This window comes from Leucobacter luti (assembly GCF_019464495.1).
Taxonomy (GTDB): domain Bacteria; phylum Actinomycetota; class Actinomycetes; order Actinomycetales; family Microbacteriaceae; genus Leucobacter; species Leucobacter luti_A.
The window spans coordinates 2325774-2352621 of the sequence record NZ_CP080492.1 but is presented as its reverse complement, the minus strand read 5'-3'; the positions used below and the strand labels follow the sequence as shown (position 1 = coordinate 2352621).

The 26848-nt window shown below is 64.4% G+C and carries 19 protein-coding genes and 1 pseudogene; 11 read left to right on the top strand and 9 right to left on the bottom strand.

The genetic code is table 11. From position 1 onward, the window contains the following. Positions 1–239: 239 nt before the first annotated feature. From K1X41_RS10545 to K1X41_RS10525, 5 genes are all read right to left on the bottom strand, one after another. Positions 240–1943 (bottom strand): Ig-like domain-containing protein, encoded by a 1704-nt coding sequence (locus K1X41_RS10545; protein ID WP_220174574.1) that lies wholly within the window; start codon positions 1941–1943, stop codon positions 240–242. Positions 1944–2288: 345 nt separating this feature from the next. Continuing rightward, entirely contained in the window at positions 2289–4286 is a 1998-nt protein-coding gene (locus K1X41_RS10540; protein ID WP_220174573.1) for an MSCRAMM family protein, read from the bottom strand. 168 nt (positions 4287–4454) lie between these two features. Then, entirely contained in the window at positions 4455–5558 is a 1104-nt protein-coding gene (locus K1X41_RS10535; RefSeq protein WP_220174572.1) for an alanine racemase, read from the bottom strand. After that, on the bottom strand, positions 5558–6634 hold the full coding sequence (locus K1X41_RS10530) for a DUF1611 domain-containing protein (protein ID WP_220174571.1): 1077 nt from the start codon (positions 6632–6634) through the stop codon (positions 5558–5560). Before K1X41_RS10530 ends, K1X41_RS10535 begins: the two co-directional genes overlap by 1 nt. A gap of 517 nt (positions 6635–7151) precedes the next feature. Then, complete coding sequence (locus K1X41_RS10525; protein ID WP_166644274.1) at positions 7152–9401, bottom strand: putative Ig domain-containing protein; 2250 nt, start codon at positions 9399–9401, stop codon at positions 7152–7154. Positions 9402–9965: 564 nt separating this feature from the next. Between K1X41_RS10525 and K1X41_RS10520 the strand changes: the two genes are divergently transcribed. After that, on the top strand, positions 9966–10940 hold the full coding sequence (locus K1X41_RS10520) for a hypothetical protein (protein WP_220174570.1): 975 nt from the start codon (positions 9966–9968) through the stop codon (positions 10938–10940). Between the two features lie 379 nt (positions 10941–11319). Here the strand turns inward: K1X41_RS10520 and K1X41_RS10515 are convergent, their stop codons facing one another. Further along, on the bottom strand, positions 11320–11748 hold the full coding sequence (locus tag K1X41_RS10515) for a hypothetical protein (RefSeq protein ID WP_220174569.1): 429 nt from the start codon (positions 11746–11748) through the stop codon (positions 11320–11322). Between the two features lie 51 nt (positions 11749–11799). Then, positions 11800–12675: a 3-hydroxyacyl-CoA dehydrogenase family protein gene (locus K1X41_RS10510; protein WP_220174568.1), complete on the bottom strand. Its 876-nt coding sequence runs from the start codon at positions 12673–12675 to the stop codon at positions 11800–11802. Positions 12676–12771: 96 nt separating this feature from the next. Between K1X41_RS10510 and K1X41_RS10505 the strand changes: the two genes are divergently transcribed. Beyond that, a complete protein-coding gene (locus K1X41_RS10505; RefSeq protein WP_220174567.1) occupies positions 12772–13440 on the top strand; it encodes a TetR/AcrR family transcriptional regulator in 669 nt (222 codons plus the stop codon). A 58-nt stretch (positions 13441–13498) separates the two neighbouring features. Beyond that, positions 13499–15265 carry a 3-hydroxyacyl-CoA dehydrogenase NAD-binding domain-containing protein gene (locus K1X41_RS10500; RefSeq protein WP_220174566.1) on the top strand — a complete coding sequence of 589 codons (1767 nt, stop codon included), beginning with the start codon at positions 13499–13501 and terminating at the stop codon, positions 15263–15265. A gap of 17 nt (positions 15266–15282) precedes the next feature. Here the strand turns inward: K1X41_RS10500 and K1X41_RS10495 are convergent, their stop codons facing one another. Then, complete coding sequence (locus K1X41_RS10495; protein WP_220174565.1) at positions 15283–16149, bottom strand: helix-turn-helix transcriptional regulator; 867 nt, start codon at positions 16147–16149, stop codon at positions 15283–15285. A 191-nt stretch (positions 16150–16340) separates the two neighbouring features. Between K1X41_RS10495 and K1X41_RS10490 the strand changes: the two genes are divergently transcribed. From K1X41_RS10490 to K1X41_RS15740, 7 genes and pseudogenes are all read left to right on the top strand, one after another. Then, positions 16341–17348 (top strand): ABC transporter substrate-binding protein, encoded by a 1008-nt coding sequence (locus K1X41_RS10490; RefSeq protein WP_220174564.1) that lies wholly within the window; start codon positions 16341–16343, stop codon positions 17346–17348. A 25-nt stretch (positions 17349–17373) separates the two neighbouring features. Then, positions 17374–19140 (top strand): siderophore-interacting protein, encoded by a 1767-nt coding sequence (locus K1X41_RS10485; RefSeq protein WP_220174563.1) that lies wholly within the window; start codon positions 17374–17376, stop codon positions 19138–19140. Further along, complete coding sequence (locus tag K1X41_RS15750; RefSeq protein ID WP_258566457.1) at positions 19137–19685, top strand: iron chelate uptake ABC transporter family permease subunit; 549 nt, start codon at positions 19137–19139, stop codon at positions 19683–19685. Before K1X41_RS10485 ends, K1X41_RS15750 begins: the two co-directional genes overlap by 4 nt. Further along, complete coding sequence (locus tag K1X41_RS15745) at positions 19679–20176, top strand: FecCD family ABC transporter permease (RefSeq protein WP_258566456.1); 498 nt, start codon at positions 19679–19681, stop codon at positions 20174–20176. Before K1X41_RS15750 ends, K1X41_RS15745 begins: the two co-directional genes overlap by 7 nt. A 56-nt stretch (positions 20177–20232) precedes the next feature. Continuing rightward, a pseudogene (locus K1X41_RS16145) lies at positions 20233–21202 on the top strand (FecCD family ABC transporter permease). Then, complete coding sequence (locus tag K1X41_RS10465) at positions 21199–22032, top strand: ABC transporter ATP-binding protein (RefSeq protein WP_220174560.1); 834 nt, start codon at positions 21199–21201, stop codon at positions 22030–22032. Before K1X41_RS16145 ends, K1X41_RS10465 begins: the two are co-directional and overlap by 4 nt. Positions 22033–22124: 92 nt before the next feature. After that, positions 22125–24626 carry a helix-turn-helix transcriptional regulator gene (locus K1X41_RS15740; RefSeq protein ID WP_258566455.1) on the top strand — a complete coding sequence of 834 codons (2502 nt, stop codon included), beginning with the start codon at positions 22125–22127 and terminating at the stop codon, positions 24624–24626. A 362-nt stretch (positions 24627–24988) separates the two neighbouring features. Here the strand turns inward: K1X41_RS15740 and K1X41_RS10455 are convergent, their stop codons facing one another. Continuing rightward, positions 24989–25447 (bottom strand): MarR family winged helix-turn-helix transcriptional regulator, encoded by a 459-nt coding sequence (locus tag K1X41_RS10455; protein WP_133616494.1) that lies wholly within the window; start codon positions 25445–25447, stop codon positions 24989–24991. A gap of 139 nt (positions 25448–25586) precedes the next feature. Here K1X41_RS10455 and K1X41_RS10450 point away from each other — a divergent pair, with 139 nt between their 5' ends. Then, complete coding sequence (locus K1X41_RS10450; RefSeq protein ID WP_220174559.1) at positions 25587–26843, top strand: MFS transporter; 1257 nt, start codon at positions 25587–25589, stop codon at positions 26841–26843. Positions 26844–26848: the final 5 nt, after the last annotated feature.

Genomic DNA, 26848 nt, shown 5'->3' with positions numbered 1-26848 from the left:
CGCGCACAGCTGCGTGGTGACTATCGGGTGGCTATCGCGATGAGACCAGCGAGCCGCGATCCGCGACCCGCGACCCGCGACCCGAAAGGGCCGCCCGAGTGCAGCACCGCTGCCGCACCGGCGGCGCTGCACAGCTCGAGCCGTGAGTGGTCCCTGTCATTCAGATCAGCCCCGTTGAGCGAACACTGGGACCCGTCGCGCGGAGGCGACGGGTCCCAGAGGATGGACGAGAGTCGCGTTTACGCCCGCGGATGCCGGCTGAGGCGACGCGAGCCGGCGAACAGCACGGACGCTGCGAGCAGCACAGACGCTGCCCCCAGCGCGAACAACGGGTGTCCTCCGGGTGCGCCTGTCTGGGCAAGCGAGGGCTGGGCGGGCTGTCCTGGTTGCTCCGGCCCAGGGTCCGGCGCTGGTCCTGGCTTCGGTTCCGGCTTCGGTCCTGGTTTCGGGGCCGCGTCAGCCGTGATCTCTGCAGTGATCGACATACTCGATTTCAGCGCGTTGGGGTCTTCAGTGGGGGTGAATCGAATCTCGACGTCGTGCCGGCCTTCTGCAAGGCCCCTCAGTTCGACATCGGCGGCCCCTTCGGCCAGCCATACAGGGTCTCCGAGTGGTTCTCCTGCGACGAAGGCCTGCACGTATCCAGCCGCTGCGGAGCCACTTGACGCGGTGACCTCCTCCGGCGCAGCACGCAGCGCGCCCTTCGCTGCCGATGCAGGTCCAGCCGCGGGATCGACCGATGCGCGCACCAGCACACGGGCGGGATGCGCGGGGGTGCCCGCGACAACTGCCACGTCGCTCGTGATCCACGTAGGAATACCCTGCACCGTGAGCGAGACCGGCTCACTGCTGGACTCGGTGAAGCCCGGCTCGGGGAGGAACTGCACGGTGACATCATGTGTTCCGAGGCCGAGCTCGGAGCCCCCCAAAGGAACTGAGTAGCGCGAGACGCCGTTGCCCGATTCTGGATCCACGTCCTGGGCCTGAGCCATCGTCACTGCGACCGCTCCATCAATGAGCACTTCGATACTTCCAACGGGATCCTGGCTCGATCCCAACGTCTCGTTTGTGACGGTGATGTGAAGGTCAGTGGTGTCGTCGGCGCGGATCTGTGAAGGGTCAAGACGCACGTCGACACTCGTGTCAAGCGGATCGATGTGGATGGGAGTGCGCACGGAATCCGAAGGTGCCATATTGCCATCGGCGGAGCCCTGGTACCGCACCCAAAGCGTCTCGCCGTGAGCCGGGAGCCGCACACCAACAAAGTCGACACGGCTTCCCGCTGAGGGATCAGTGGCAGCTTCGAGCGCAGCTGTTGCAATTTCGGTGTCATCGAGCATAAGGGAGGCACTCCCGGTGGGCGTGTACCCGGGGACGAGCACCGATGCCGCGACGTCAACGGTGGCAAACGCATGTTCAGCGGTCGGTGCCGCAGTCACCGCGGTGGTTGAAGCGAGCGGCGCTACCGTGAAGCGGTACGGGCTGCTCTCAGAGGGCAGTGCACCCGCCGTTGTCGGCGTCGTTGCCTCAAACCCCGGAAATCTTGCGACGGCTGAGTATTCGCCCGCGTTCGGCACTTGTGAAGTGGCGAGAATTCCGGAGAATCGTCCGGATCCGATGTAGATCAGCGGAGTCTGACCGACATTCTCGCCGTTGAGCCACAGCTCGGCGAACTGGCCGGAGAGGTTCGAAGCGGCGTCGAGCTCGACTGTCACAGAAAAGAGGAACGGCGCCCCATACGCTTTCGGAATCAGAATGGGATTCAACCGAGTGGTCGAATTCACAGGTGCGGGTGCGCCGAGTTGCTGGGCCTGCACCAGCGGCATGGCTCCCGTGGACGGCGCGGCGAACGCGGGAGTTCCTGCCACACCCCACAGTCCGGTGAGCACGAGAACTGCTCCAGCGCTGAGGCCCAGCAACGAACGGCGGTGTACATGGTGCACGAGTGACCCTTTCTTGGGAACCGAACAACCCCCACTGGATACACTAACCCCAAACTTGGATTGAATGCACATTTAGCTGGCACCGCGCTTCGCTCCCCGCCCCGCACACCCCCTGAAGCCGCCAAGCGAGCATCCGTACGATCGAGTGCTCACCGAATCCGCTTCCCTGTGACACATGAGGCCTACACCGCACCACGGCACAGCCCGCACAGCGCTCGCGCACCACGGTGAACCGACGGGCTATCCCACGGAGTCACACCGCCACAGTGCCCCCGCGGGGCATGCCATACTCGTGCCCCGCAACAGCGCCCATCGAGCGCTGCCGGCGTGCAGCCCCGGGCGAGACTAGCGCTTGCGGACCGCCCGCACCACGAGCGCCCCAGCACCAAGCAGGATGAGGGCCCCCGCAGCGATACCAAGCATCGGCACCAGTGCGGATCCGGCTCCCGTTGACGCAAGTCCCTTCCCGTGCGCCACAGCCTCAGTCGGCACGGTTGGCACGGTGGGCGGGCCCGTTGGGGGCACCGTGGTCGGCGGCGTTGTGGTCGGCGGTGTCGTGGTCGGCGGCACCACATCCTCGACGATGAGCACAAAGTCTTGATCCACCACGGCTTCTCCCGCCGCTGTGATCGTTACCGTGCGCGTCCCTGCACCACTGACCCGGTATCCCTCTGGTGCGGTCACGGTGATCGTGTAGCTTCCGGGCAGCAGCCCCCCAAGGTCATACTCACCTGCCGCATCGGTGGTGAGAGCTGCCTGTCCGTTCGGGCCGTCGATGAGGATCCCCACCCCGGCACGCGGAACACCTCCCGCGACCACGGTGCCCGCGAGCGAGCCGGTACGTCGGAGCGCAAAATCAATCCCTGTGACGCTGCTGCCTGCCACCACGGTGGTGCGCGTCAGGGGTCCATCCGGGACGGTGCCGTCCGGCGCGGTGACCGTGATCACGTACTCGCCGTCGATGAGACCGGGGAACGAATACGATCCGTCGGTCGCGGTCACAGTGCTGAAGGTGCCGCCTGGCCCCGAGGCCGTCACGGTGACCCCGGACGCAGCGCTGCCGGCTTCGGTGACCTGGCCGCTCAGACTGGGCAGCGCGGAAATCACAAAGTCCTCACCGGTAATCGGCACCTCTGAGCCGGGCGGCACTGTGAATGGCGGAGCCACCGTCTGCAGGTTGAAGCCCGGCGGCACCGTAAGCTCTGGCTGATACGTCCCAACCGGCACCGTGTCAAACAGGTAGCTCCCATCAGCAGCGGTCGTCACGCTGCCAACCCCAGGTATCGTCACCGTCGCACCCGGGACAGGGGTGCCATCTGACTCGGTCACGATGCCAGAAACCGCAACCGGCACGATGTCGCGGACGTTGAAATCAACTGTCGCATCGGCTTCGGAGAGATTTGCTGGCTTCCGCGCTGGGCCGTCAACGATCTGACCGGACGGAGCCTGCACGGACACGGTGTACCCAGCGGATGCCTGCACTCCAGGGAAGCTGTAGCCGCCGCCCGCAACCGTGACTGCAGTAGCCACCACGGCACCCGATGGATCGGTGAGCGTGAGCGTTGCGCCACTCCCGTCTCCGCTCTGAGCGGTCACCGTGCCAGCAATGTCGCGACTCAATGCCGTGAACCAGGTTTGGTAGACGGGGAACCCAGAGCGTCGCGTGAAGCTGAACGTCAGCGCGCTGATGGGCGCGACTGGCTCGAACCAGGCTGCCGCACCGTTAGTGTCGGCTGCTGCATCGTTCCCCAGGAGCGTGAGTGTGGCCGGATCCCACTGCGGCACATCAGCCGCATCCCCCGCACAAGAAGGCTTGCCTGCCAGCCCGGGCGCGCAGTAATTGAAACCGCCGCGGAACCCAAGCTGTGCTGCCGTGAGCGCGACCCCGTCAGGGCCAACCGCACGGATCTGAAGCTGATCGGCATCGATGTCCCCGAGCACAAACGCCCAGTTTGACGTGGGGGTGGGCTGCGCAAACGTGTAAGTCGTGGACGACGGCGAGGCCGAGTTGTCAGCTTTCGGACGCAGATTGAGGTAGGGCAGGTTCTTACTCGAACCATACTTCAGGCCGACTGGTGTGGATGGGGCGAGCCACGTGCTCGCACCAGAAATGACACCAACCTGGCCTGCGCGGGAATCCGTCTTCGCCTGAGCGGTAATCGCGGGAGTACCGGGAAGAGTGAACCCTGTGGAGTAGGCACCCCCCACACCGGTGAGTGGATCCCACTCTGCCCAGGAAGGAGTGGTCACTGCGTGCGCCGGCGCGATACCGCCCCCGAGCGTCAGACCGATGAGCAGAGCAGCTGCAATTGACGCGACCGTGCGCCGCCGAGTTTCCCCCATGTGGATATCGTATGTCGCGGCCCCGTGACGCACCAGGCCCGGCGACATCATCCGTCATCGCTCCGAGACCACGCAGCGCCGTCTGGACTTCACGTTTCGAACGACGCTGCTGCACGGCTTTCACACCCCACCGCTGCACAGCATCAGAAATTCCTGACCAATGATGAGCTACGCGGGAACACGTGTTGGACCCGAGTGAAGTGCTGCGACACCGCTCAGCAATTGTGTGTCCACGGAGCGTGAGTGGACTGCCCGCAACAGTGAGCTGTATCCGATGTGAAAGCGCACCTCATCGCCGACCGACAGTGCAGCTGCGCCGATGTCGAGGGCAAGGTGATCGCTGCTCATACCCAGGAGGCGGTAGCCGTCCACCGCGGAGATACTCTCGAGAGCTGCATCTTGTCGCCCGATTGCCACGATGGCCTGGCGAACGATGCCCGCGGTGCTCCCGACGGGAGCAGGGCCAAACGCCGTCGTAGCGAGGCGGTCACCCCACGGCTGGGCTGGTTTTGTCTGGATTTCTATCACTTCTCCAACGAGTGACATCACGTCGGGAGAGAGTCCAGGAAGGGGCTCACCGCGCACCGGGTCTGTGCCGAGCAAAATGGCTTCCCCCAGCCGCAGCTCGTTCACCCTGCCGGTGTCCGCCGTTGCAGACACCCATCCCAGGTTTGCGGAATTGCCTCCTGAAACGGTATCGAGGGCGACGCCAAGCGAGAGTTCTATGCGGCAGGCGAGTTCTGACAGCTCTCCCATGTTCCGATCTCCAGGGATCACCCCGCTCATGCACGCAAGGTTCGCTCCGATCCCTGCAAGCGTCAGACCAGGCAGGCGGAGAACGGCACGGGCAACGGCGACGAGATCGCTGGCTGGAATACCATCCCGAAGATCACCCAACTCTGCAACTAAGACCACACGATGCTTCATATGAGCCGCCAGTGCCGCTTCCGACAGCGCCTGCAGCACCGTGAGTTCAGTGTTGAAACTGAAATCAGCGAGTTCAACCACTCGCGACACCTGGCTCAATATGGGAGTTCGGACGAGCGAGATCGGGGCCCCCACACCTGCCCTTCGGAGTGCCTCCAGATTGTCGATGCGTGAGTCTGCAATGCCATGCGCCCCGCCACGCATCATCGCGGCCGCGACGTGGGGTGACCCGGCGACCCCTTTTGTGACTCCTACGACACGGATGCCACGCGGGGTGAGGGTGTTGGTGAGAGTTCGAGTGTTGTTCTCGATCGCATCGAGATCAATCTCGAGTCGGGGGGTCATCAGCCCGCACGCGAGGTCGTGCTGCGTGTGAGCACAGGAAATGCCTGAAGCACGATGCTCGCGAGCTTCGCGGCTGGCCGCGTGAGCGGATCCGTCGTGGGCAGGCCAAGGTCTCGCTCGTAGTTCACAATCGTCGCTCCGACTTCGCGGTCGCTCATCCCCTCATGATTGATGGTGACACCGATGACGCGGGTGGGCGAGAATGCTTCGATCAGGGCGATCTCACTCGCCACCGTCGGGACCGCACACATTGGGAAATCATCTCGGACTGCTCGCTGCGGAGCGTGCTGCACAATCACTGCATCGGGGATGCTTCCGCGCAGAATCGTCGCCGAGCTCAGGTACGCGGGGTGGCTCAGTGCCCCTTGCCCCTCGATGACGATCACATCGGGAGCTTCGGAGTGAAAGGCCGCAACGATCTGGGCCTCAACCTCTCCAGAGCAGAACTGGGGCAGGATCGCGTCTAGTGCGACGCCGTACGGGGAGCCTTGCATCAGGGCTGTTTGCCCGGTGCCGACGAGCACTGCGTTCACGCCCTGCGCGCGTAGCGCCTGCACGAGCAGTGTCGCTGTGGTGCGTTTTCCAATGGAGCCGTCTGTGCCCAGCACAGCGATACGCGGGCAGGTGACCGTGTGAATGTCACCGGAGAACATTTTGAGTTCGTGCGTGGGTTTCGGCCGTCGAATGTCAGTAATCGTCACATTTGCGGCCTGCCCTGCAGCGATGAATTCAGGATCATCATTCAGGAACTCGTGCAGACCGCTCACCAGGTGGAGTCCAGCAGCGATACCTTCGAGAAAAGCCGTGCGCTCATCGTGCGAGAGCATGCCGTCTGCAGGAGCCAACCCGCAGATCATGTAGTCGAATTGAACACCCGTGCTGGTCAGTGCTTCCGACAGGGAGGCATACACGGGGACCCCATTCACTTTTCCATCGAGCACGAACCCCGCGTCCTCGCCGGCGTGCGTACTGTCGATGACTGCTCTGAGGTCGTAGCGCTCCGAGGAGCGGACCAGACCGTTCGCGGTTTTCCCGTCAGATTTTCCGAGTTGACCTTCGCAATAGACCACCGTCATGACACCCCGAGGTGGGTCACACTCCGGAGGCGCAGATTTCACCGTAGTTCGAACTGTGGCGTATGGAAGATTCTTAATCGGCTGCATGAGCATTCCTCCGAATAGATCAGAGGAAGCACCAGGATTGGAACGGTGCAGAGGCACTCTCGCGATTCGCTCTGAGGCCGGCGTACGCCAGCAAGGCTGAACGTAACACGGGCGCCTGTGTGCATTCAAAGGAAGCACGAGGCATGTACTGAGGAACATCACGTTTGAGTGGGACGACTCACGAGCGTGACCACCCCGCCGCATTGCATCTTTCGCATCGGCACGTAACGCAGTGAGCGGCTGTAAGCGCCGAGCGTTAAGACTCGACTTTCCGTTTCTGCACGTCGCTGGAGTTGCCTGAGCCCCACCGCTCCCGGTGAGAGCAGGAGAATGCAATCTCGCAGATTGCACGACACGACCCGCACACTCGTGAGAGTGAGCGGGTCGTGTGGTGTGATGCGGTGCAGTGCGTGAGTCAGCTGCTGGAGCGCTATGCGCGGTAGTCAGTCACCAGCCGATAGATAAACGCCGCCATCGCCTCACGCGACAACTTGGCCTTCGGCCAGAACTCTTTCGTGTTCCCCACCGTATTCCCCGTGGTGAGCATCTCCGAATACATCCACGAGATCTCCGTGTAGAACTTCATCCCCGGCTTCATATCAGCCAGCGGAGACACCTTCGGAGCCGTGTAGTTCTTTGGCGCTTCCAAGCGGTAAATGAACGCCGCCATCGCCTCACGCGACAGACCATCCTTTGGCTTAAACAGCGGCTTCCCTGTCACCTGCGCCGTACCAGTAGACAGCTTCGCTTCCCACATCCACACGATCTCCGCGTAGAACGCATCCCCCGGCTTCACATCAGCAAACGGGGACACCTTCGGGGCCGTGTAATTCTTGGGCGCTTCCAACCGGAACATGAACGCCGCCATCGCCTCGCGAGACAGATTATCCTTCGGCTTGTAGAGCGGCTTCGCGGGCGGCTGAGGCGTACCCGTGGACAACTTCATGCAGTGCATCCAGTCGATTTCGGTGTAAAACTTCTGTCCGAAAGCGACATCGGCGAAGACCGGTTCTCGCCGCGCTGGCACGCACGCGGGGGCTGGCGGGGCCACCGAAATACGGTACTCCTTCGAGTCGGTACCCACCGAGTTCTCGGCAGAGATGGTGACGTGCGAGGTTCCCGTGGTCGATGGCGTGCCTGAAACACGTCCGCTGTCGCTCAGCTTCAAGCCGGCGGGGAGTGTGCCAGCCGTCACTGTGAACGTGATCGGCGCGGTGCCGGTTGCACGCACTTGAGCGGTATAGGGCGTCCCGACCGTTCCGCCCGTGAGGGTCTGTGTTTGGATCTGAGGAGCTTCACCCAGGGTGAGTTCCACCTGAACGGTGTACTCACGCTCGAGAGTGTTTCCATGACGATCTGTGGCACGAACAACGATCGGATGGTTCCCCACCTGAGTGGGAGTGCCGGACAGTACCCCCGTTGCGCTGAGCGAGAGTCCTGGAACTTCGCCGGACGAAAGTTCATAGCCTGCCGGGGCGACGGACGTCTCAGGATCGACGTACCCGTCCGTGGTGGCGAAGGAAAAGCTATAGGGCGCGTCCGTCGCGGCGGCGGGCGGCGTGGAGTTCGTGAAGTCTGCACTCTGCACGGGATATGTCACTCGCGCAGAGAACGCTGGCCCACCCGGCACGATGGGTTGTGAGACGCTCACCGCGAGTTCGGTTGCGTCTTCTGCCAGGTCCCGCCAGATCGCGCCTTCCCCATTGTTCGTGGGGTCCGCTTCCGCAACCACCGTTTGGCGCTCGCCAAACGGCATCGAGAACGTGTCAGCGACATCAATCTTTGTATAGCTCGGAGCCTTACTCGGCACGAGGACGGGTGCACCGATGACCGTTTGGTTGCCAAATCCGACTCGACGGATCTGGGGCCAGGCCTCGAGCACTGACATGTCAGAAATGAAGTTGCTGTTGACGTTGACCGTGTCAAGCTTCTCAAGCCCCCGAAGCGGCTCGAGATCACTGATCCGTGCGGAGGGCGCGGAGATCGTGAGCATCCGGGAGAGCCCCGCAAGAGGTGCCAAGTCCGAGATTTCCGTGTTCTGAAACCAGATTTCCTGGAGACTCGTGACTTCGCTGAGCGGTTCGAGAGTCGTAATCGAGGTGTACGCCACCTGCAGCCAGGCCAGTGCGGTGTTTCCGCGAAGCGGTTCCAGAGAACTCACGTCGGTGAAGTTGATTTCGAGCCAGTTGATCGTGGTCAACGAGGAGAGCGCCGATATGTCGGTGATGGGGTTGTTCGAGATCGTCAATTGCCGAAGTCCTGTCAAATTCGACAGGGGTGCAAGAGACGAGATGCCATTGTTGTCGACGTAGAGGCTTGAGAGATTCTTCGCGAACTCCAGGCCGCTCAGATCTGTGATTCCACTTCCCTTGCTCTTCAGCGTCTGAAGCCTGGAAAGGTCCCGGTAGGTGATCGTCCCCGAGCTCACCCCGATCTCGCTGCCGATTGCCGAGCGGAGCACAGGATCCGGGAAGGTGATGGGATCGTTCGGTGATGGTTCGTCAGCGCGCGCATTCGTGCGCCGTGTCCCAAGCTCTGCGTCAGTGACGGGATCTGGCGTGCCCCCGAGGCCCTCGTCCGACGGGAATGGGATCTCCTCGAGCGCCCCCACTGCCTGGGCCGGTGTGGCCGGTCCCACCGACGACAGCACCGCGATACCCGCCAGCAGAGTGGCCGCCAAGGCCATACTCAACGCACGGAGGCGAGCTCTGGATCGATCAGATTCTCGTGTCAAAATACCGAGAAACCTTCCTGTGAATGTAGCTGAGTCGCAGCTCCAATTACCCCGGTCGTTTGAGTATCTGGCAGCCAGAAAGTCAGGAGTCCCGCGACGGGAATCGCTCAACAAGCTACGCTGCGCTCGCACCGACTAGGTACGCCGATTCCCGCAGTAGGGGCCTACTGCACACCGCTGAGGGTGCCGCTAAGTAGAACAGTTCGACGTAAGTGCCGGTTGCGACATCGAAGTGTCGGCATTCGCGCTCAACGGTTGCCCTGCTGGCGCTCAGCCGAAGCGTGCAGCCCACCCCTGGATCAGTGTGTGGCCCGAGAAGGCTGCGCCGACACGTCACCTGCTGCTGGGCCGGGCCGCGCTGCGAGCTGAGGAACGTCCGCGTGCGTGCCAGCTGGGTTGCCCCCTGCCGATGCAGCAGGCGCGCGCATGCGATGCCCTCGCGACACAGCAGGAACCTCATTCTGTGGGGGCGGTGCGCAGTATTGTAGTCAAAAAATGAGCGGGGATGAAATGAATACAGTGGATTGTCTAGCGAATACCGGGGCCTCCCCATGGGGGCCGCTATTTCTCGGCGCAGTGGCGGTCGTGTTGATCGCTCTCGGACTGATTGCAATGCGTGGACACAAGCGCCGAGGCCGCGCGGCAGCACTCGGCGCGCTCGCGCTCATCGGCGCACTGGCCTTGGCACCGCTCGCGCCCCCGACAGCCGCGCAGGCCGCGACCGGAGATTGCACCCCCTCGGCAGCGCAACCGACGACAACGCAGACACCAACTCCGACACCAACACCGACGCCGACACCCGATCCAGAGGTGACTCCGGTCACCCCTGTTGCCCCGACTTCCGCCCCGGTGTGCGGTGCGCCCCCGGTCATCACCACGCCACACAGTGACTACTTCACCTACACGACCACGCACGTCGGATCGGTCGCGACCGTGACCGCTCGTCTGAAGCCGGGACTCGACGCATTCACCGTCGATCCGGAAGCGAAAACGGCCTGGACCTTCGACCTGTCCTTTACTCCAGTGACGGTGCTCACCCCAGAAGACCTGGCTTTCACCTTCGATGGCTCCACCGGAGATTTGGCCCACGCAGATACCGCAGCATTCCTGGAGGCGCAGAAGGCTCCGTTCACCTTTGCAGTTCAGGCGGACTACCGACACACCTATGGAGTGTTCAGAGGCGGCGTCCGACTTCCTGAATACGGTGAGACGACTCAGCCCACGTCTTACACTGCACGCTACACAGCGTCTCAGTCCGGTCAGACGATGAACCTGGCCTACGTCGATGCTCAATTCGACGACGGCTACCCGAAGGCCATCGCCTACTTCACGGCTGACGGGTCGATCCCCGAGGACACCGTGGTGGGCATCGTCGAGGAAACTGCTCATGTGAGTTTCGCACAGTTGGGGGTGGCCTACGTCAATGAGTGCGGGATCACCAATACGGTCACTGCGACCACCCCGTATGAACTCCCCAATCCCTAGGGGGTGTGAACTCGGTCACACGCCCTCCCCCGCACGCTGGGGAGAACCGGGCCGCTGACACGCATCGGGAGGTCTGGGCGCACTGGGAAATTTGGGCGCACCAGTTTGCCGGTGCCTCGCGGATCAGGCAGTGCGCATGGCGGACCACCTGGTTCGCCAGCAGCGACCGGCTCGTGCTGCACTGGGAGGAGTGCAGCACGAGCCGGGCCGGGAATGCGTCGGGGTACGCAGAGGTATCACGGACCGCCGTTTCAGCACACGCGCAGTTCGGTGCGCGGATCATCGTTTCAGCGCACGCGCCCCTCGGCGCGCCTCGAGGGGCGCACCGCTCACGTGCAGGGTTCGGGCCCCGAACGCGGGCTGACACCGCGCGCTCCGATTACGATTCCCGCAGCGACTGGGATTCCGGCCGCGGCCCTGACCGCCGCACTCGCGTCGCGAGCCAGATCAGCAGCGCACCGACGGCCCAGACGGCAGCGCCCCACATCAAGGTGTTGGCGGCGAACGCCCCCCAGTCGTATTCGGCCGGGGCATCCCATGCACTGTTCCCGGTGAGGAGCATGCGAACATCGCTCGGGTAGGCCGCTTGCGGGCTCGCTGTCAGATCCTGCGCAATCCACGGGATGGGAGCGCCAAACTGGACGGCGGCAAGCTCCGAGGCCGCGGAGACGGGCACTCGCTGCACGACGCAGATCCACCAGCTCACCACGGCGCCCAGCACCGCAGCAGCCAGGAGTAGCGCCCCGGTCCCGGATCGCGCCATTCGGCTGTGCTTCGCTGCGCCCTGTTCCGCCGCCGCTTCGCCCATGCGCTCCACGTTACCGCGGTGCCGGGCGGGCGAGCATCCCTCGCCTCGCTCCTACTCCCCGTATGTGTAGAACCCCTCGCCAGTCTTGCGGCCGAGTTTTCCGGCCGAAACGTAGCTGCGCAGCAGCTCGCGCGGACCCTCGGGCAGCGTGGGCGTCTCGGCGGCGTAGTGCTCTTCGATATCGAGCACCACATCGAGGCCGACCTGATCCATGAGCGCAAAGGGGCCGGCTGCGAGCCCCATGTTGGCACGCATGATCGCGTCAACGTCCTCCGGCGTGCTCACCCCCTCAGCAACGACCGCGAGCGATTCACGCTTGATCGCAGCCCAGATCCTGTTGAAGATGAACCCCGTGCTCTCAGCGTGCGCAATGAAGGGTGCGAGGCCATAGCGGCGCAGTTCTTCTGCGACATCTTCGAGCAGCCCCTCCGAGGTCTGCCCATCGCTCATGAGTTCGACTGCCATGCTGGTGGGCGGCATGGCGAAGTGCATGTTGAACACCCGTCCGGCGTTCGTCACCTCGTCGATGACATACCGTGAGGCGTAGGACGACGAGTTCGTCGCGAGCAGCGCGTCATGGTCAGCGAGTCGATCGAGGTCGCCAAAGAGTGGGCGCTTAATCTCGAGCTTTTCCGGCACTGCTTCGACCACGAGCCATGCTCCGGAGAGTGCGTCCGCGACCTGCTCGACCGCGGTGACCGTACCTGCTGTCACCACGGTGCCCTGCTGGTGCAGGCGTTCGGTGAGCTCTGGGAGCGATTCAGCAATGTACTCGAGTGCGGCGGTTCGCTGCGCCTCCTGCAGATCCGCAATGCGGACGTCTGATCCGCCTGCCGCGAAGACGGCGGCGATGCGTCGGCCCAGCGTGCCTGCGCCGACGATGACGATCGGGCGGTCAGCGGAGTCGGTGGGGAGTGAGTAGTTCACGATGCTCCTCAATGGGGTGATGCGCTCACCCCGCTTGTTCGATACAATTCGTATTGAATTCATTATGCATCGAATTTACGTGAAAGGGAACCGGCCATGACGAAGGGCGACGCAGCAGGCGAGACCGAACACGCCGACAGGGCCACCCAGCCCACCACGCGAGCTCGAATCCGCACCCGAGCGGCCCTCATCGATGCCGCCGAAGCAATCTTCACTGAGCGCGGCACCCCGACGGCCTCCATTGACGAGATCTGCACGCGCGCCGGATTCACTCGCGGCGCCTACTACTCAAACTTCCGCACCGTTGATGACGTCTTTTTCGCACTCTACGAGCGCAAAACTGACGCGCTGATCGCGGGCATGGCCGGATTCGACCAGCATCTCCCCACCGCCGAGCGCACCGACACGGCCGTGCTCGAGGTGGCAGCAGACGAGATGCTTCGCGTGATCCCCGCAGACACCCAGTGGTATGCCCTCCGCGCACTCTTCGGCCTACGCGCCGCGTCCGATCCCGACATGGCAGCCGTGCTCCGCACACACGGTGAAGCACTGGAACACCACATGGTGCCAATTCTTGAGGGGATCTCGCGCATCGTCGGAGGTGAATTGATTACCGATGGCGCAGAGGCCACCCGGATCGTGATCGCCTGTCACGTCGGATCTGTCCTCCAGGGCCCGTTCGTCGATGACCCAGCTCGGCTGCGGCGCGACGCGATCCTCACAGCGCTCCGCGGAGTGCTCACCACCCACGCAACATCACACTGACCGGCCACCAGACTGGCGCAGCAGCGCGAGCGACCGCAAAAGAAAGGGAGAACACAACATGACTGCACCACGCGTAGCCATCATCGGAGCCGGGGTCATCGGGCTCTCCTGGGCCGAGCTGTTCCACGAGCGCGGATGGGACGTCGCAGTATTCGACGTCTCTCCCGACGCGGTGCCACGCGATCGCGGCTTCGAGATCGCGGCCTCCATCGCTGACGCGGTGCGCGGCGCGACACTCGTCCAAGAAAATGGGCCGGAACGCCTCGCCGTCAAGCGAGAGCTCCTCGCGCACATCGCAGCGGCTGCCACAGACGACACGATCATCGCATCCTCCACGTCGAGTCTGCTCCCCTCGCTCCTCGCCGAGGGCAACTCGCGCGCCGCACAGATCCTCGTCGGCCATCCGTACAATCCACCACAGATTATGCCGCTCGTTGAGATCGTCCCTGGCCCGGCCACTCGCACCGACATCGTGCAAGAAGCAGAGCGCATCTATCGCGAGATCGGCAAAGTGCCCGTCGCCCTGCGGCGCGAGATCCCCGGTTTCGTCGGCAACCGCGTACAGAAGGCGGTGCTCGATGAAGCAATGTGGCTCGTTACGCACGGGGTCGTTGACGCGCATGCCTTCGACGTGATCTTCCAGGAGTCGCTCGGCCTGCGGTGGGCGTCAATTGGCGTCTTTGAGGCCTCCCATCTCGGCGGCGGGCCTGCCGGACTCCGACACATCATTGAGCACGTCGGTGCCGCGCTCGACGCGATTGAGCTGCAGCGGCCTGACCTGTCTGAATCCGATCGCTCAGCGATTGTGCAACAGGTCGAGTCCGCGTACGGCGTAGCCGACACCTACCCGGCCCGCGCGGAACGGCGTGACCGAATCACGCGCGCGGTTCGATCGACCGTCGGTGCTGAGCAACGACGAGCGACGCTGTACGCGCTCGATCTACTCGCCGGCAGCGTGAATCGCGTCGACCCGTTTACGGGCACAGTAACCCCGCTGCACGCTGGTCTCACAGAGGCACCCGACGGGATCGTAGTGGATCCAGCAGCCGGCACCGTCACCTTCACGTGCATGGGAGCACCTGATGCCCCAGCGGCCCGCGGTGAGGAGCCCACCTTCACCCGAGCCAACGGATCCTTGCAGCGAATCCCGCTCGCTGGCGGTGCACCACAGGTCATCGTTGAGCGCGGTAGCTTCGTCACCGGGAAGCAACTCGCCGCCGATCCCGCCACCGGGCGTCTCTATTGGAGCGACCGCGAGGGCCGCGGGATCTACCGCGCCGAGGCCGATGGCAGTGGTCTCACGCGACTGGTGGATACGCGCGGTACCGGACCGAGCGAGGTCGAGGACTGGTGCGTCGGCATCGCGGTCGACCCAGTTGCAGGCCTGCTCTACTGGACCCAGAAGGGCGGGGCCGACGCGGGCCAGGGGCGCATTCTCCGCGCAGGAATCGAGATTCCTCGTGGTGAGGACGCCGCCACGCGCAGTGATATCGAAACGCTGTGGCAGGGCCTGCCTGAGCCCATCGATCTGGAGCTCGACACCGCTGCTGGCATGATCTATTGGACGGACCGCGGCGCTGGCCCCGAAGGAAACACACTGAATCGCGCCCCGATCCCCGCCCCAGGTCAGCGCGGGGCTTTCCCAACCATCCTGTCCAGGGGCTACCGCGAGGCCATCGGACTCGCGCTCGATCCGGTGCACCACACAGCCTACGTCTCCGACCTGTCCGGCGAGATCCGCGAGGTGCAGCTCGGGAGCGGGGCCGAGCGAGTCATTGCCACACTGCCCGGCGCGGCGACCGGGCTCGCACTCACCTGGGAATAGGGAAGAACGGGTCAAGATTAGGAAGCGGCGCGGCGACTCCCGTAGCCCTCATTCCACGTCGGCGCGCTCACGGCGATCCACCGGTCAAGCGCGCCGACGGGATCTCGCGCAAGGTCGTCGCGAGCGATGCCGGTCTCGCGGCTTAGCGCAGTGAGCAGGCCCGGCCGCGTCGCGTAGCCGGCAGCGCGCGCGGCCGCCTGGAGCGGCGCTCCACCCCGGAGCTGGGCCACTGCGACGTTGAGGCGTGCTCGAGCACGCCAGCTCCGAAACGATAGCCCGGTCTCCTCGCGGAATAGGCGTTGGATGTGTCGCGCGCTCGTTCCCGCGCTCGCCGCGAGCTCTTCGAGGGTCGCCGCATTCCCGGTCCATGATGATCCGGGAACGGCGCCGGCCCCACTGCCTGTGCCCACTGCCCCTGCCACCCCCGCGAGGCTTGCGCGAGCCACCAGCCGCGCAGCCGGGTGTCTCGGTGAGACGAGCGAAAAGCAGTCCTGCCGCATGGCGTTGAGGACTTCATCGAGCGCGACGCGGAACCGGTGCACCTCAGCACTGGTGCGCGGGCCTGCGCCCAGTATCGTCGCCACAATCCGGCTGAGATCCGGCACAATACCGAGCAGCTGAATACGCGCCGGTGGAATCGTGTGGGGCGACAGGAACGGGCCAAACACGACGCTCTCCTCTGAATACTTCGCAGAGTGTGCAACACGGGGCGCGAGCCACAGGTTCTCACGCGGTCCCAACCGCATCGCGCGTCCTTCCACCACGAGATCAGCGGTGCCACTCACGACGTGGATCAGGTGCGGCTCCTCGTGCACGTGGGTGTCGTGGCCCAGAAATCGCACGGCGTTTTCGGGAACCACCGAGAGGAGATCAGCACGCAGCATGATCCCCGCTCCGCCGGATTCCGGTGATGTCGTGTTTGTGCACACGCGGTGTCAGGTTTTGTCTGTTACGCATCGGTTTCACCCTCCCAGCACTCGCAGCTAAGTGTAGCCTGACTTACATCATATGAATGGGGCCTGCGCTCGCGCACTGCTCTGCATCGCCACTCGTTCACGATCCGAAGTGAGAAGTTATGTTCCCGCGTTCCCGAAAGCCGTCCATCGCGTTTGCTGCAGCACTCCTTGGCGCATCGCTCCTCTTCACTGGCTGCTCAGCAGCTACGGCCCCCGAGGCCGCACCGAGCGCGGTCGCCGAGCAGACGGAACGCACGGTCACGACCGAGCAGGGTGAGGTGACGGTGCCAGCAGTGCCGCAGCGCGTGGTGGTGCTCAACTACGCCCTCGCTGGCTACCTGTACGACCTCGATGTACCGGTGGTGGGCACCACATCAGAGGACTTCGATCACGAGCCAGAGTTCTCCGAGCTCTGGGGCGAAGGGCCGAAGGAAAACAACACCGAATTCATCACCTGGGGCATGGATGGATTTGATCTCGAAGGGGTCCTCGAACTCGAACCAGATCTGATTCTGGCGGGCGGCCTCGGTCTTCCCAACGGCCTGGCGGCAAAAAGCTACGACCAGCTCTCGCAGATCGCGCCGACCGTGATCGTCGGAAAGGACCTCGCCACCTGGCAGGACCAGTTCGCATTCATCGCGGACGACGTACTCGGGCGCAGCACCGACTTCGAGGACCGGGTCACGGCGTACGACGACCGTGTCGCCGAGGTGAAAGCCGCCATCGATGTGCCCGCAACGCCTGCGTCAGTGCTCACGATCACCTCAGACGGCACCCCCTATCTCCTGTTCGAAGACGCAGGGCTGCCACAGGAGCTCGAAGCGCTCGGTTTCACCGCTGCACCGCTCGTGCAGGAGCACAACCTTGAGCCGTACAACCCGGGTGGAGACATGGCAACACTCTCCACCGAGCAGGTCGGCCAGCTCCTGGCGGACGTCCCGACCCTGTTCATCACAGGCTTCAACACCGACACCACCGACGTCGCAACGCTCGCGGAGAACCCCGTCTGGGCAGGAACCCGCGCGTTTGCCGAGGGACACGCCTACGATCTTCCGTACTGGACGGTGCGCGGCGACTACGACAAGGCCCTCGCGCTGCTCGACATCATCGAAGAGCAGTTCTCCTAGGCTCACGCGGCGCGGACTCCCAGACATGGCGCATCACGATCTCATCATTCACCCCCTCGTCCTCCGGCGTGTTCACGTCGCCAGAATGCAGGACATCACACCGCGCATGCGCAGGGTGACACTGACCGGCACGCAACTCGGGGCATTCACACAGGACGGAATGAACTTTCCGGCCTTTGCGTCCCCCGGATTTGATGACCATGTGAAACTCATTTTCGCTGCGGACGGAGATATTGCTTCGGCGCTCCCGGTGCAGCTCGCCCACGGGATCGAGTGGGGGCCGTCCGAGTCACGGCAGGGGCGGGACTACACCCCTCGTCGCTTCGATCCTGTGACGCAGGAACTCGACCTCGACTTCGTGCTACACGGGGACGGGCCAGCTGCGAGCTGGGCCAGGGACGCACACGTGGGCGATGAGCTGTGGTTCGCCGGCCCGAAGTCGTCGACCGTGGTCCCCGCTGACGTCGACTGGGTGCTGCTCGCCGGTGATGAGACCGCAATTCCAGCGATCATGCGGTTTCTCGACGAGCGCCCAGCGAACGCACCTGCACGAGTCATCATCACGATCAGCGAGGAGTCTGCCCAGCACGCATTGCAGCTGCGTGATGAGGATCGAGTCGAGTGGGTGGTGGCGGACCCCACCGATGAACGTGCACTCGCGGACGCGATCACACGGCTCGCAGCGCTCCCCGGCACCCCGTACGTCTGGGCGGCGGCCGAGAGCCGTGCACTGCTGCAGGTGCGCCGGATCGCGCGCACACTCGGCGCACCCAAATCACACACCAATATCACTGGCTATTGGCACCAGCGCGTCGGACACGACGAAACAACGTCGCAGCCCCTCGTTCCCGTGCTCCCTGAACAGCCCGTGATGTGGTTCGCAGTGCGAGCGGCCCTGCAACTGGGCATACTCGACGCACTCGCGGCCGAACCGCTCCTGCCCGCCGCCCTCGCTGATCGATTGCGTATCCCCTCGGCAGCGGCGCTCGCTCCACTCCTCACCCTGCTCGCGCAGGGTGGAGTATTGACGTCGCTCGATGACGGCCGCTACACACTCGACCGGCTGGGCGAAGAGCTCAGCGAAGATGAACACGGGCAGGAGCGATTCACCGGATTTGCAGCGGATCAGGTACTCACGCTCGCGGCGCTCCCCGACGCCATCGCCGAGGGAGGATCGGCCTGGCAGCGCTCCCGCGGGGTCTCGCTTCGCACCGCGGTCGAAACGGAGCCCGAGTACTTTGCAGAGTTGCTCGAACAGGCCGGCAGCCTTCCCCACGTATTGACGGGCCTGATCCACCACCCCATCTGGACTGGTGCCGCGACGATCGTCATCACGGGGCCGGGCGCGGTCCACATCGGCAGCGTGCTGAGCGGCGCGACCGAGGCAGACTTCACGATTCACGAGTCCACCGGCCCCCTTGAGGCCCTGCGCGCTGAAGCTGGCGAGCGCGACTGGCGCTTCAGCTCCCAGCTTCCGCCGGATCAGGACCTCGCGGTCACTGCACTCGCGTTCGGACACCGGAGTGATACGGAGGTCATCGCGCTCTTGCGTGCGCTCGCGGTCGTTGCTCCGCGCGCTCTGCTCATCGAGCGCTTCACCCCGGACGGACTCAGCGAAGCGGCAGATGCCTCGCACGCGCTCGTTGACTTCGCGGCGATCGGCGCCCCAACTCGCACTCCAGGCGCCACACTTCGCCTCGCCGCTGCGGCTGGGTGGGTTGTCGGTGCGCGGCAGAAACTCGGGTGGGGGATCGAGCGTGTCGAGCTGAGCCGCGCGGCACAGCGCTCGTGACTGTCGCGCCCCCGGCCACCGTGACACGATCGGCTGTGCGCTTCCGGCGCAGAGCAGCCTGGCTCGCACTGTCCGCGGTGCTGCTGCTCGCCGTGAGCGCAGCGAGCATCGCGATCGGCTCGGCCGCACTCCCCCTGAGCACAGTGTGGTCGGCTTTTACCGCACCGGACGGCGGTATCGACCACGCGACGATCCTCACACTTCGAGTTCCCCGCACACTGCTGGGGCTGCTCATCGGTGCCAGCCTTGCTGTGGCGGGTGCACTCATGCAGGGTCTCACGCGGAATCCGCTGGGCGATCCCGGCATCCTCGGGGTGAATGCCGGAGCTGGCTTCGCAATCGTCCTCGGGGTGTCCGTGTGGGGAGTGACGCGGATTTCCGACTATTTGTGGTTCGGGTTTCTCGGCGCAGTGGTGGCCGGGGCCGTGGTGTATGCCGTTGCCGCGCGCGGCCCCGGTGGGGCGACGCCGCTGCGACTGACACTCGTCGGCGTTGCGCTGAGCGCCGTCCTGATGGGGTTCTCTTTCACACTCTCGCGATGCTAAACACCCAAACCTTTGACCGGATGCGGTTCTGGGGAGCGGGCACCCTCGCCGACCGCCCGGATGGCACGATCGCCGTGATTCTGCCGTTCATCACGGCCGGCCTCCTCCTCGCGATGGCCTGCGCGCGCGGCATGAACGCCCTCGCGCTGGGCGATGATCTCGCCCGGTCTGTTGGATCACGGATCGGCTGGACGCGCGCTCGCGGCATGCTTGCCGTGACACTCCTCTGCGGCGCAGCGACGGCAGCAGCTGGGCCGATTGGGTTTATTGGCCTCATGGTTCCACACGCGGTGCGTTTCCTCGTCGGACCTGATCAGCGGTGGATCCTGCCGTTCTCACTCGTGCTTGGCCCAGTTCTCGTGCTGTCGGCCGATGTCCTGGGTCGCATCATCGTGGCACCGGCCGAATTGCAAGTAGGCGTCGTGACCGCATTCCTTGGCGCCCCCGTCCTCATCGCGCTGGTGCGAGGCACGAAAGTCGGTGGATTGTGAGCGGAATCGCGGTGATCCGCGTCGGCCGCTTCAGCCGCCGCACCACGAAGCGCGCGATGGCTGTGCAGGCGCTCCTCTTCGTCGCCATCATCGCGTGCACCCTCACGGCGCTCACGCTCGGCTCCCGCACGCTGACGATCGAGCAGGTATTCCAGGCGCTTGTGCCGGGGGGCAACAGTATCGACCGCATGGTGGTGCTGGAGTGGCGCGCGCCACGCGCCCTCGCCGCAGCGCTGTTCGGGGCCTGTCTCGGCATCAGTGGCGCAGTGTTTCAATCGCTCACGCGGAATCCCCTTGGCAGCCCGGACATCGTGGGGCTCAACACTGGCGCCTACACCGGCGTCGTCGTCATGCTCCTGCTCGGCAACGCCGGCTACGGCGCGCAGGCCGCCGGTGCGATCGCTGGCGGGCTGGGCGCGGCCGCCGTAATCTACGTGCTCGCGTATCGACGCGGCATGGGCGGCTTCCGCCTCGTGATCGTCGGCATCGCAGTCTCGGCGATGCTCTCAGCGGTCAATGTGTGGTTTTCGGTGCACGTCGATCTCGCGCTCGCGGCCGAGGCCGCCGTGTGGGGCGCTGGGAGCATGCACGGCGTCGAGTGGCCGATTGTCTTCGCCTCCGCAGCGATCGCGCTCCCACTGTTGTGCTGCCTTCCACTGCTCACGTTCACTCAGACAGCTCCAACTCGGCGATGACACCGCGGCGGCGCTCGGTGTGCGGGTGGAGCGCAGCAAGGTGTTCGTCGTGGTCGTCGGAGTGGCGCTCACGGCCCTGGTCACCGCTGTCGCCGGCCCGATCGCCTTCATTTCGCTCGCGGCGCCGCCGATCGCTGCGCGGATGACCGGCCGGGCAGGAGCGCTCGATCTCACGAGCGCGGCGCTCGTCGGAGCCGTGCTGCTGACGTCCGCCGACCTCATTGCTCAGCACGCACTCCCCAATGCCACGCTTCCTGTCGGCGCGGTCACGGTGTGTCTCGGCGGGCTCTACCTCATTTGGCTTCTCTTCCGTGAAGGCGGTCGCTCATGACAGCTCATCCCCGCGCCAGCGATAGCACCAGCGACAGCGATCGGCTCCGTCCCCGGCATCTCAGCGCATCGGAGCTCTCCGGCGGGTACGATCGCACCGTTGTGCTCCACGACGTCACAGTAGAGATCCCCGCCGGCTCGTTCACCGCAATCATCGGGCCAAACGCCTGCGGAAAGTCCACACTGCTGCGCATGCTCGCGCGGCTGCTGAAGCCGAGCTCGGGAACGGTGCGACTCGATGGGATCGATATTCGCGACTACGCAGTGAAACGGTTTGCCCAGCAGCTCGGCCTCCTCCCACAGGCGCCGATCGCCCCGGAAGGGATCTCGGTCGCTGAGCTCATCGCACGAGGCCGTCACCCGCACCAGGGTGTACTGGCGCAGTGGAGCCAGGAGGACGAGCGCGCAGTGGATCGCGCGATGCGCGACACCGGCGTGCTGACTCTGGCGGAACGACCGGTGGCCGAGCTCTCAGGCGGGCAGCGACAGCGGGTGTGGATCGCGATGTCGCTTGCTCAGGAGACACCCATACTGCTCCTCGATGAACCGACCACCTACCTCGACATCGCGCATCAGCTCGAAGTCCTCGAACTTGTCGCGCGGTTAAAATCCGCTGGCCGCACCATTGTTGCGGTGCTCCACGATCTCAACCAGGCGGCAAGCTATGCGGATCACCTCATCGCGATGCGCGATGGCGTGGTGGTAGCGCAAGGCCCGCCCCGAGAACTCATCACCGAGACAACTATCGAACGCGTGTTCGGCTTGATTTCACGTGTCATCTCCGACCCGGACACTGGGGCACCGATCGTGCTCCCCCGCGCACAGGCATAGCGAGAAGTGCGTCACGCTCACTTTCCCCTCGCCGTGCGATGATATCCCTAGGGGAATGAGTACCCCTACTCGCGAAGTAGGTAGGAGCATCCATGTTCGTGTTTCGGCAAGCAATTGACGAGGCCTTCGTCGCACTCCAAGCCGGACAGAATGTGCGGCTCTCAGGCAAACGGTTGGGGGGACGCACCACGCTCCTGAGTTCCGTCGTCACCGCACTCGAAGCATCCTCAGTTCCGGTTCTCGGGGTTCGAGGAAGTCTCGTGGGGAGGGATCAGGCGGGATACGGTGTGGAGCAGATCCGCGCGAACCTGGGCTTCACCCTCCGCACGAAAGATGCCATGAGCGCTGTCGATGGGATTGCCGGTGCTCTCGGAGCGAACTGGGTGATTGCCGTCGATGATCCTCACCTGATCGACCCCCTCACTCTGCGAGTACTCTCCGCAGTTCGCAATCAAGCGGGGCTCCGATTCATCTCAACAGAGGTTGTTGGCCGACCGCAAGATCGAGACTTCCCCGCTGCATGGCCCGAGCGCCTCATTCGTGTCCCTGACCTCGATCTCCCGGCGACTGGCGCACTGCTGCATGATCTGCTGGGCGGACCCATCGACCCACTTGTTGCCGCTCGTCTCTATGGCAAATCAGGCGGAATCATCGGCATTCTCGTGGCGCTGGCTGAAGCAGCCAGGAATGATGGCCTCCTGGAGTCTGTCGACGGAGTGTGGCGCGGGGTCTCTGGCTCGCTCTGGAGCCCCAGCGTTGCGGCACTGCTAGATGGCTTGCTCGCAGAGCTTGACCCCGCTGAAAGCTCACTGATTCGATGGCTCGCTGAAAATGGCCCGGTCGATGTGTCACAGCTCGTCGACGCGCATGGCCAAGACACCGTGGAGCGCGGGCTCGAGCTTCGCTATGTCTCGCCTGCTGGATCAGAGAACTCCATGCAGTTGCAGGTGTGGCCTCCGGTGCTCGCCACCAGGTTTGAGGACATCCCCCGAATTGTGCGCCAAGAGCGCGCCGCCATGCTTCAGGACCCCAGCGCGGCCGCGCCGGTGCGCAGCGCCCAGCCCGGGCTCGGGAACGAGCTGGCGCTCCTTGCGCGCTCGTTCCGCATGCACGACGCTGCAGCCCTCGAACAAGCACTCGCTGCGTGGACGAGCGATCCTTCCCCGAAGAACGCGTCGGGGTATCTCTCGTTTGCGTTGGGGAATCGGAGCGAACGTCGAACAGTCCTCCGGGTCCTCTCTGAAACGACGGAGGGCTCCGCTTCGCCAGACCTCAACGACGTTGATCTCCTGTTCCGGCGCGCTCAGTGGCTCATCTTTGACGAAAACACTCCGGCCCTGGCACAGTCACTCTTTGCACACCACGCCGCTGCCCACCCGGGGCTGGCAACGACACTGGATGCGGGCCTCACCGTGCTCCTCGTGCTCCACGGGGACGCAGCGCCAGCGCACTACCCCGCTCCCACCACACCGCCCACTCCCGTGGTGCAGCTTTCACGCATGTTCTTGGCGCTCATTGCTGGAGATCTGTCGACCTGGGATGATGACCTGAAAACCACAGCCTCAATGCCGCAGATGGATTGGCTGCAGGATTACGCCACACCGCGAATTTCTTACCTCCGGGGTTCGGTCTCTGAAGCGCTGGAGCTCGCGCTGCAAAAGCGATCGCTCGCCAAAGACAGGCTCGATCGCTCTGCTTTCGTAGTGCTGAGTTACCTGGCGGTGCTCTGCGCGCACCATCTCGGGGACTATGCACTTATTAGACGACTACTCTCTGAAGTCACCGTTATCGGCCGGCCGCGCCCGGTACTCGATGCGTTCTATGGCGCCATATTCGTGATGGGCGCCATGGATGCGCACTTCTCGGGGCGACATCAGGTTCGGGAAGACATGTTGCTCGAAGCAGCATCGGTCTCACCTGAGGTTGGACCTTTTCTCGGCATGGGGCTCGACTTCACGAACGCGATACTGGAGGCAGGGTCGGACGCTGAACGCTTCGACGAGGCCATGGCTACCGCCGTAGCGGCCCGGGTGAAAAAGGGGTTCATTGTCGGCGCCATCCAGACCGCGCTGACCGCGCTCACGATTAGCTGGGGCGATCACACCGCTGATCAGCTCGCCACCGCCTACGGAAATGGGAATCTTCCGCTCTTCACGAATGCAGTTGCGCTGTGCAATGCGCTCCGCACGAACAAGAGCCCTCAAGAGCTGGAGCAGTGGGCGCGCAACGTCCACATTGGCGATGACTCCCACATTCTGACGCAGCTCCTGGGATCGTCTGCGCGGCGGGCTGAACGCGAGGGTGATTCGGGCAGATCGGCCGCGCTCCTGGGTGTGGCGGCGCAGTTCTTTGGGCGCGCCCCGGGCGAGAACGAATTGACGCTGTCAGATTCCGCGTCGCAACCGGACCTCGTGACCAAACGAGAGCGGCAGGTCGGAATGTTGGCGGGGAGGCTCACGAACACCGAGATCGCGGAGCGCTTGGGAATCAGCAGTCGGACCGTAGAGAACCACATTGCCAATGCCCGGCGAAAGACACACACGGCCACACGAATCGAGCTGGCCGACGTCCTCCTGTCGCACTTGACGCAGTAGGGTGCGACACCCGCAGCATTGCGGGCAGTGGGGCAGTCGCCGTCTTCCGCCGACTGCCCCACTCTTGCGCCGAGAACACCAGACAAGCCCTTGGGGGGGGATAGGGGGATGGCTCAGATACTCGAGGCGCAAGCGCCCAGCCAGGCCGGTAGACCGTGTTCTGGCTCGCTCCAGTCAAGTGCATAGTGGGCCCACTAGGTGCGGGATACAGGCTGCTGAGTACCTAGATCCGTAGCTCCTCGGGCGAAGATGGGTGCCCCACCTCTTCGCATAGGGGAAGCGCGTTCCACGGCGCGATACCCCGTCCGGGCGGCATCCCGTCCCGAATCAGGCAGCCCGTCGATCGCCGCTCCGAGGGGCCGTCACTCCAGCTCGGCCAGAACACTCGTTTCCTGCAACGCATGCACGACGGGCGCGAGCTCCGGTCGCTCCTCAGCTTGAGCGAGCGTTTGCTCGAGCGTTTCGTCGTGGATCGGGTGCGCGCGGCGATAGAGTTCGAGCCCGGTCGGCGTGAGCTCGGTATAGATGCCCCTGCGATCGTCAGCGCACAGGATCCGCGTCAGGAGCCCGCGGTCTTCGAGCCGGGTCACCAGCCGCGTCGTCGCACTCGCACTCAACGCCGTCGCTCTGGCGAGCTGCTGCATGCGCATGTGCCAGCCGTCCTGGCGGCTCAGCGCGTCGAGCACGGTGTACTCAACGACCGAGAGTTGCACGGTATCACCGAGCGCACGCTCGAGCGCTGCCTCGATGAGCGAGTGCAGGGCCGCAAGGGTGCGCCAGCCGCGGGCGCGGATCTCGACGGCGTCGTCGGCAATGCCCATGATCCCCAGCCTTCTCGACCCGTGACGGGGTCGGTCCAAGTAGTTGCTTGCGCGGACTAGTTGCGTGTGCAATGATTACATTCGGCATCGCAATATGCCGCGTTTGCAACTACTTTACCAGAAGAACGGGAATCAGCACATGCCATTGGCGCTCATCGCACTCGCACTCGGGGCCTTCGGAATTGGTCTCACCGAGTTCGTCATCATGGGGCTTCTCCCAGACGTCGCCCGTGACCTCGGGGTCAGTGAAGCCGCGGCCGGCTGGCTCATCTCCGGCTACGCCCTCGGAGTCGTGATTGGCGCGCTCGGCCTGACCGCTGCGACGACCAAGCTTCCGCGCAAACCCGTCCTCCTCGGCCTGCTGGTGCTGTTCATCCTCGGCAATCTCCTGACAGCCATTGCCCCGGGCTACGAACTCGCGATGGTCGGCCGGATCATTGCCGCGCTCAGCCACGGCGCATACTTCGGGATCGGTTCCGTTGTTGCCGCGAGCCTCGTTGCGCCACAGAAGCAGGCCGGAGCCATCGCGATCATGTTCACCGGACTCACCGCCGCCAACGTCTTCGGCGTGCCGTTCGGCACGTTCCTCGGTCAGGAGTACGGCTGGCGCGCGCCCTTCTGGGTGATCTCGGGAATCGGGGTCCTGGCCTTCGCTGGCATCGCCCTCCTGGTGCACGCACCGAAATCGAACACCACTCAGGTCAGTCTCCGCTCCGAACTGCGCGCCTTCCGCTCCGGGCAGGTGTGGCTCTCACTCATCGTCACAGTGCTCGCGTTCGGTGGCATGTTCGGCGCGTTCACCTACATCGCATACACGCTCACTAGTGTGACCGGCTTTGCAAGTGCGACCGTCCCCTGGCTCCTCGTGCTGTTCGGTGCCGGACTGGTCGTCGGCAACTGGGCGGGCGGACGCCTCGCGGATCGCAGCATCGATGGCACGCTCATCGCATTCATCGCGATCCTCACCCTCGTGCTGGTCTCCTTCGGGCTGCTCGCCAGCTCACAGCCCGCTGTCGTGGTCATCCTCGTGCTGATGGGCGGCTTCGGCTTCGGCACGGTGCCCGGCCTCCAGAGCCGCATCATGCGCTACGCGGGCGGCGCGCCCACGCTCGCCTCTGGCGCAAACATCGGTGCATTCAATGTTGGCAATGCCCTCGGTGCGTGGGCCGGTGGTGTTGGGATCACAGCGGGCCTCGGCTACACCTCGCCGATCTGGGTCGGTGCCTCCTTTACCGCCGTCGCCCTCATCTTCATGAGTGTCGCGGCCGTGGCCGCGCGCCGACAGACAGTCCGCGCCACGGAGGCAGCTCCCCAGACTCTGCGCTCCCAGGATCCGAGCTCGATGCCCGTCTCCGCGCACCCCACCCCCGCACCACTCACTTCTCAGACCCCGTAACCCCT

Bases quoted from the DNA above. Each gene is read 5' to 3' on its own strand.
- K1X41_RS10505 (WP_220174567.1), top strand. From the start codon at position 12,772: ATGACGAAGGGCGACGCAGCAGGCGAGACCGAACACGCCGACAGGGCC.
- K1X41_RS10450 (WP_220174559.1), top strand. From the start codon at position 25,587: ATGCCATTGGCGCTCATCGCACTCGCACTCGGGGCCTTCGGAATTGGT.
- K1X41_RS10455 (WP_133616494.1), bottom strand. From the start codon at position 25,447: ATGGGCATTGCCGACGACGCCGTCGAGATCCGCGCCCGCGGCTGGCGC.
- K1X41_RS10500 (WP_220174566.1), top strand. From the start codon at position 13,499: ATGACTGCACCACGCGTAGCCATCATCGGAGCCGGGGTCATCGGGCTC.
- K1X41_RS10520 (WP_220174570.1), top strand. From the start codon at position 9,966: ATGAATACAGTGGATTGTCTAGCGAATACCGGGGCCTCCCCATGGGGG.
- K1X41_RS15745 (WP_258566456.1), top strand. From the start codon at position 19,679: ATGCTAAACACCCAAACCTTTGACCGGATGCGGTTCTGGGGAGCGGGC.
- K1X41_RS10530 (WP_220174571.1), bottom strand. From the start codon at position 6,634: ATGACGGTGGTCTATTGCGAAGGTCAACTCGGAAAATCTGACGGGAAA.
- K1X41_RS10495 (WP_220174565.1), bottom strand. From the start codon at position 16,149: ATGCTGCGTGCTGATCTCCTCTCGGTGGTTCCCGAAAACGCCGTGCGA.
- K1X41_RS10485 (WP_220174563.1), top strand. From the start codon at position 17,374: ATGGCGCATCACGATCTCATCATTCACCCCCTCGTCCTCCGGCGTGTT.
- K1X41_RS15740 (WP_258566455.1), top strand. From the start codon at position 22,125: ATGTTCGTGTTTCGGCAAGCAATTGACGAGGCCTTCGTCGCACTCCAA.
- K1X41_RS10490 (WP_220174564.1), top strand. From the start codon at position 16,341: ATGTTCCCGCGTTCCCGAAAGCCGTCCATCGCGTTTGCTGCAGCACTC.
- K1X41_RS10465 (WP_220174560.1), top strand. From the start codon at position 21,199: ATGACAGCTCATCCCCGCGCCAGCGATAGCACCAGCGACAGCGATCGG.
- K1X41_RS10535 (WP_220174572.1), bottom strand. From the start codon at position 5,558: ATGACCCCCCGACTCGAGATTGATCTCGATGCGATCGAGAACAACACT.
- K1X41_RS10515 (WP_220174569.1), bottom strand. From the start codon at position 11,748: ATGGGCGAAGCGGCGGCGGAACAGGGCGCAGCGAAGCACAGCCGAATG.
- K1X41_RS10540 (WP_220174573.1), bottom strand. From the start codon at position 4,286: ATGGGGGAAACTCGGCGGCGCACGGTCGCGTCAATTGCAGCTGCTCTG.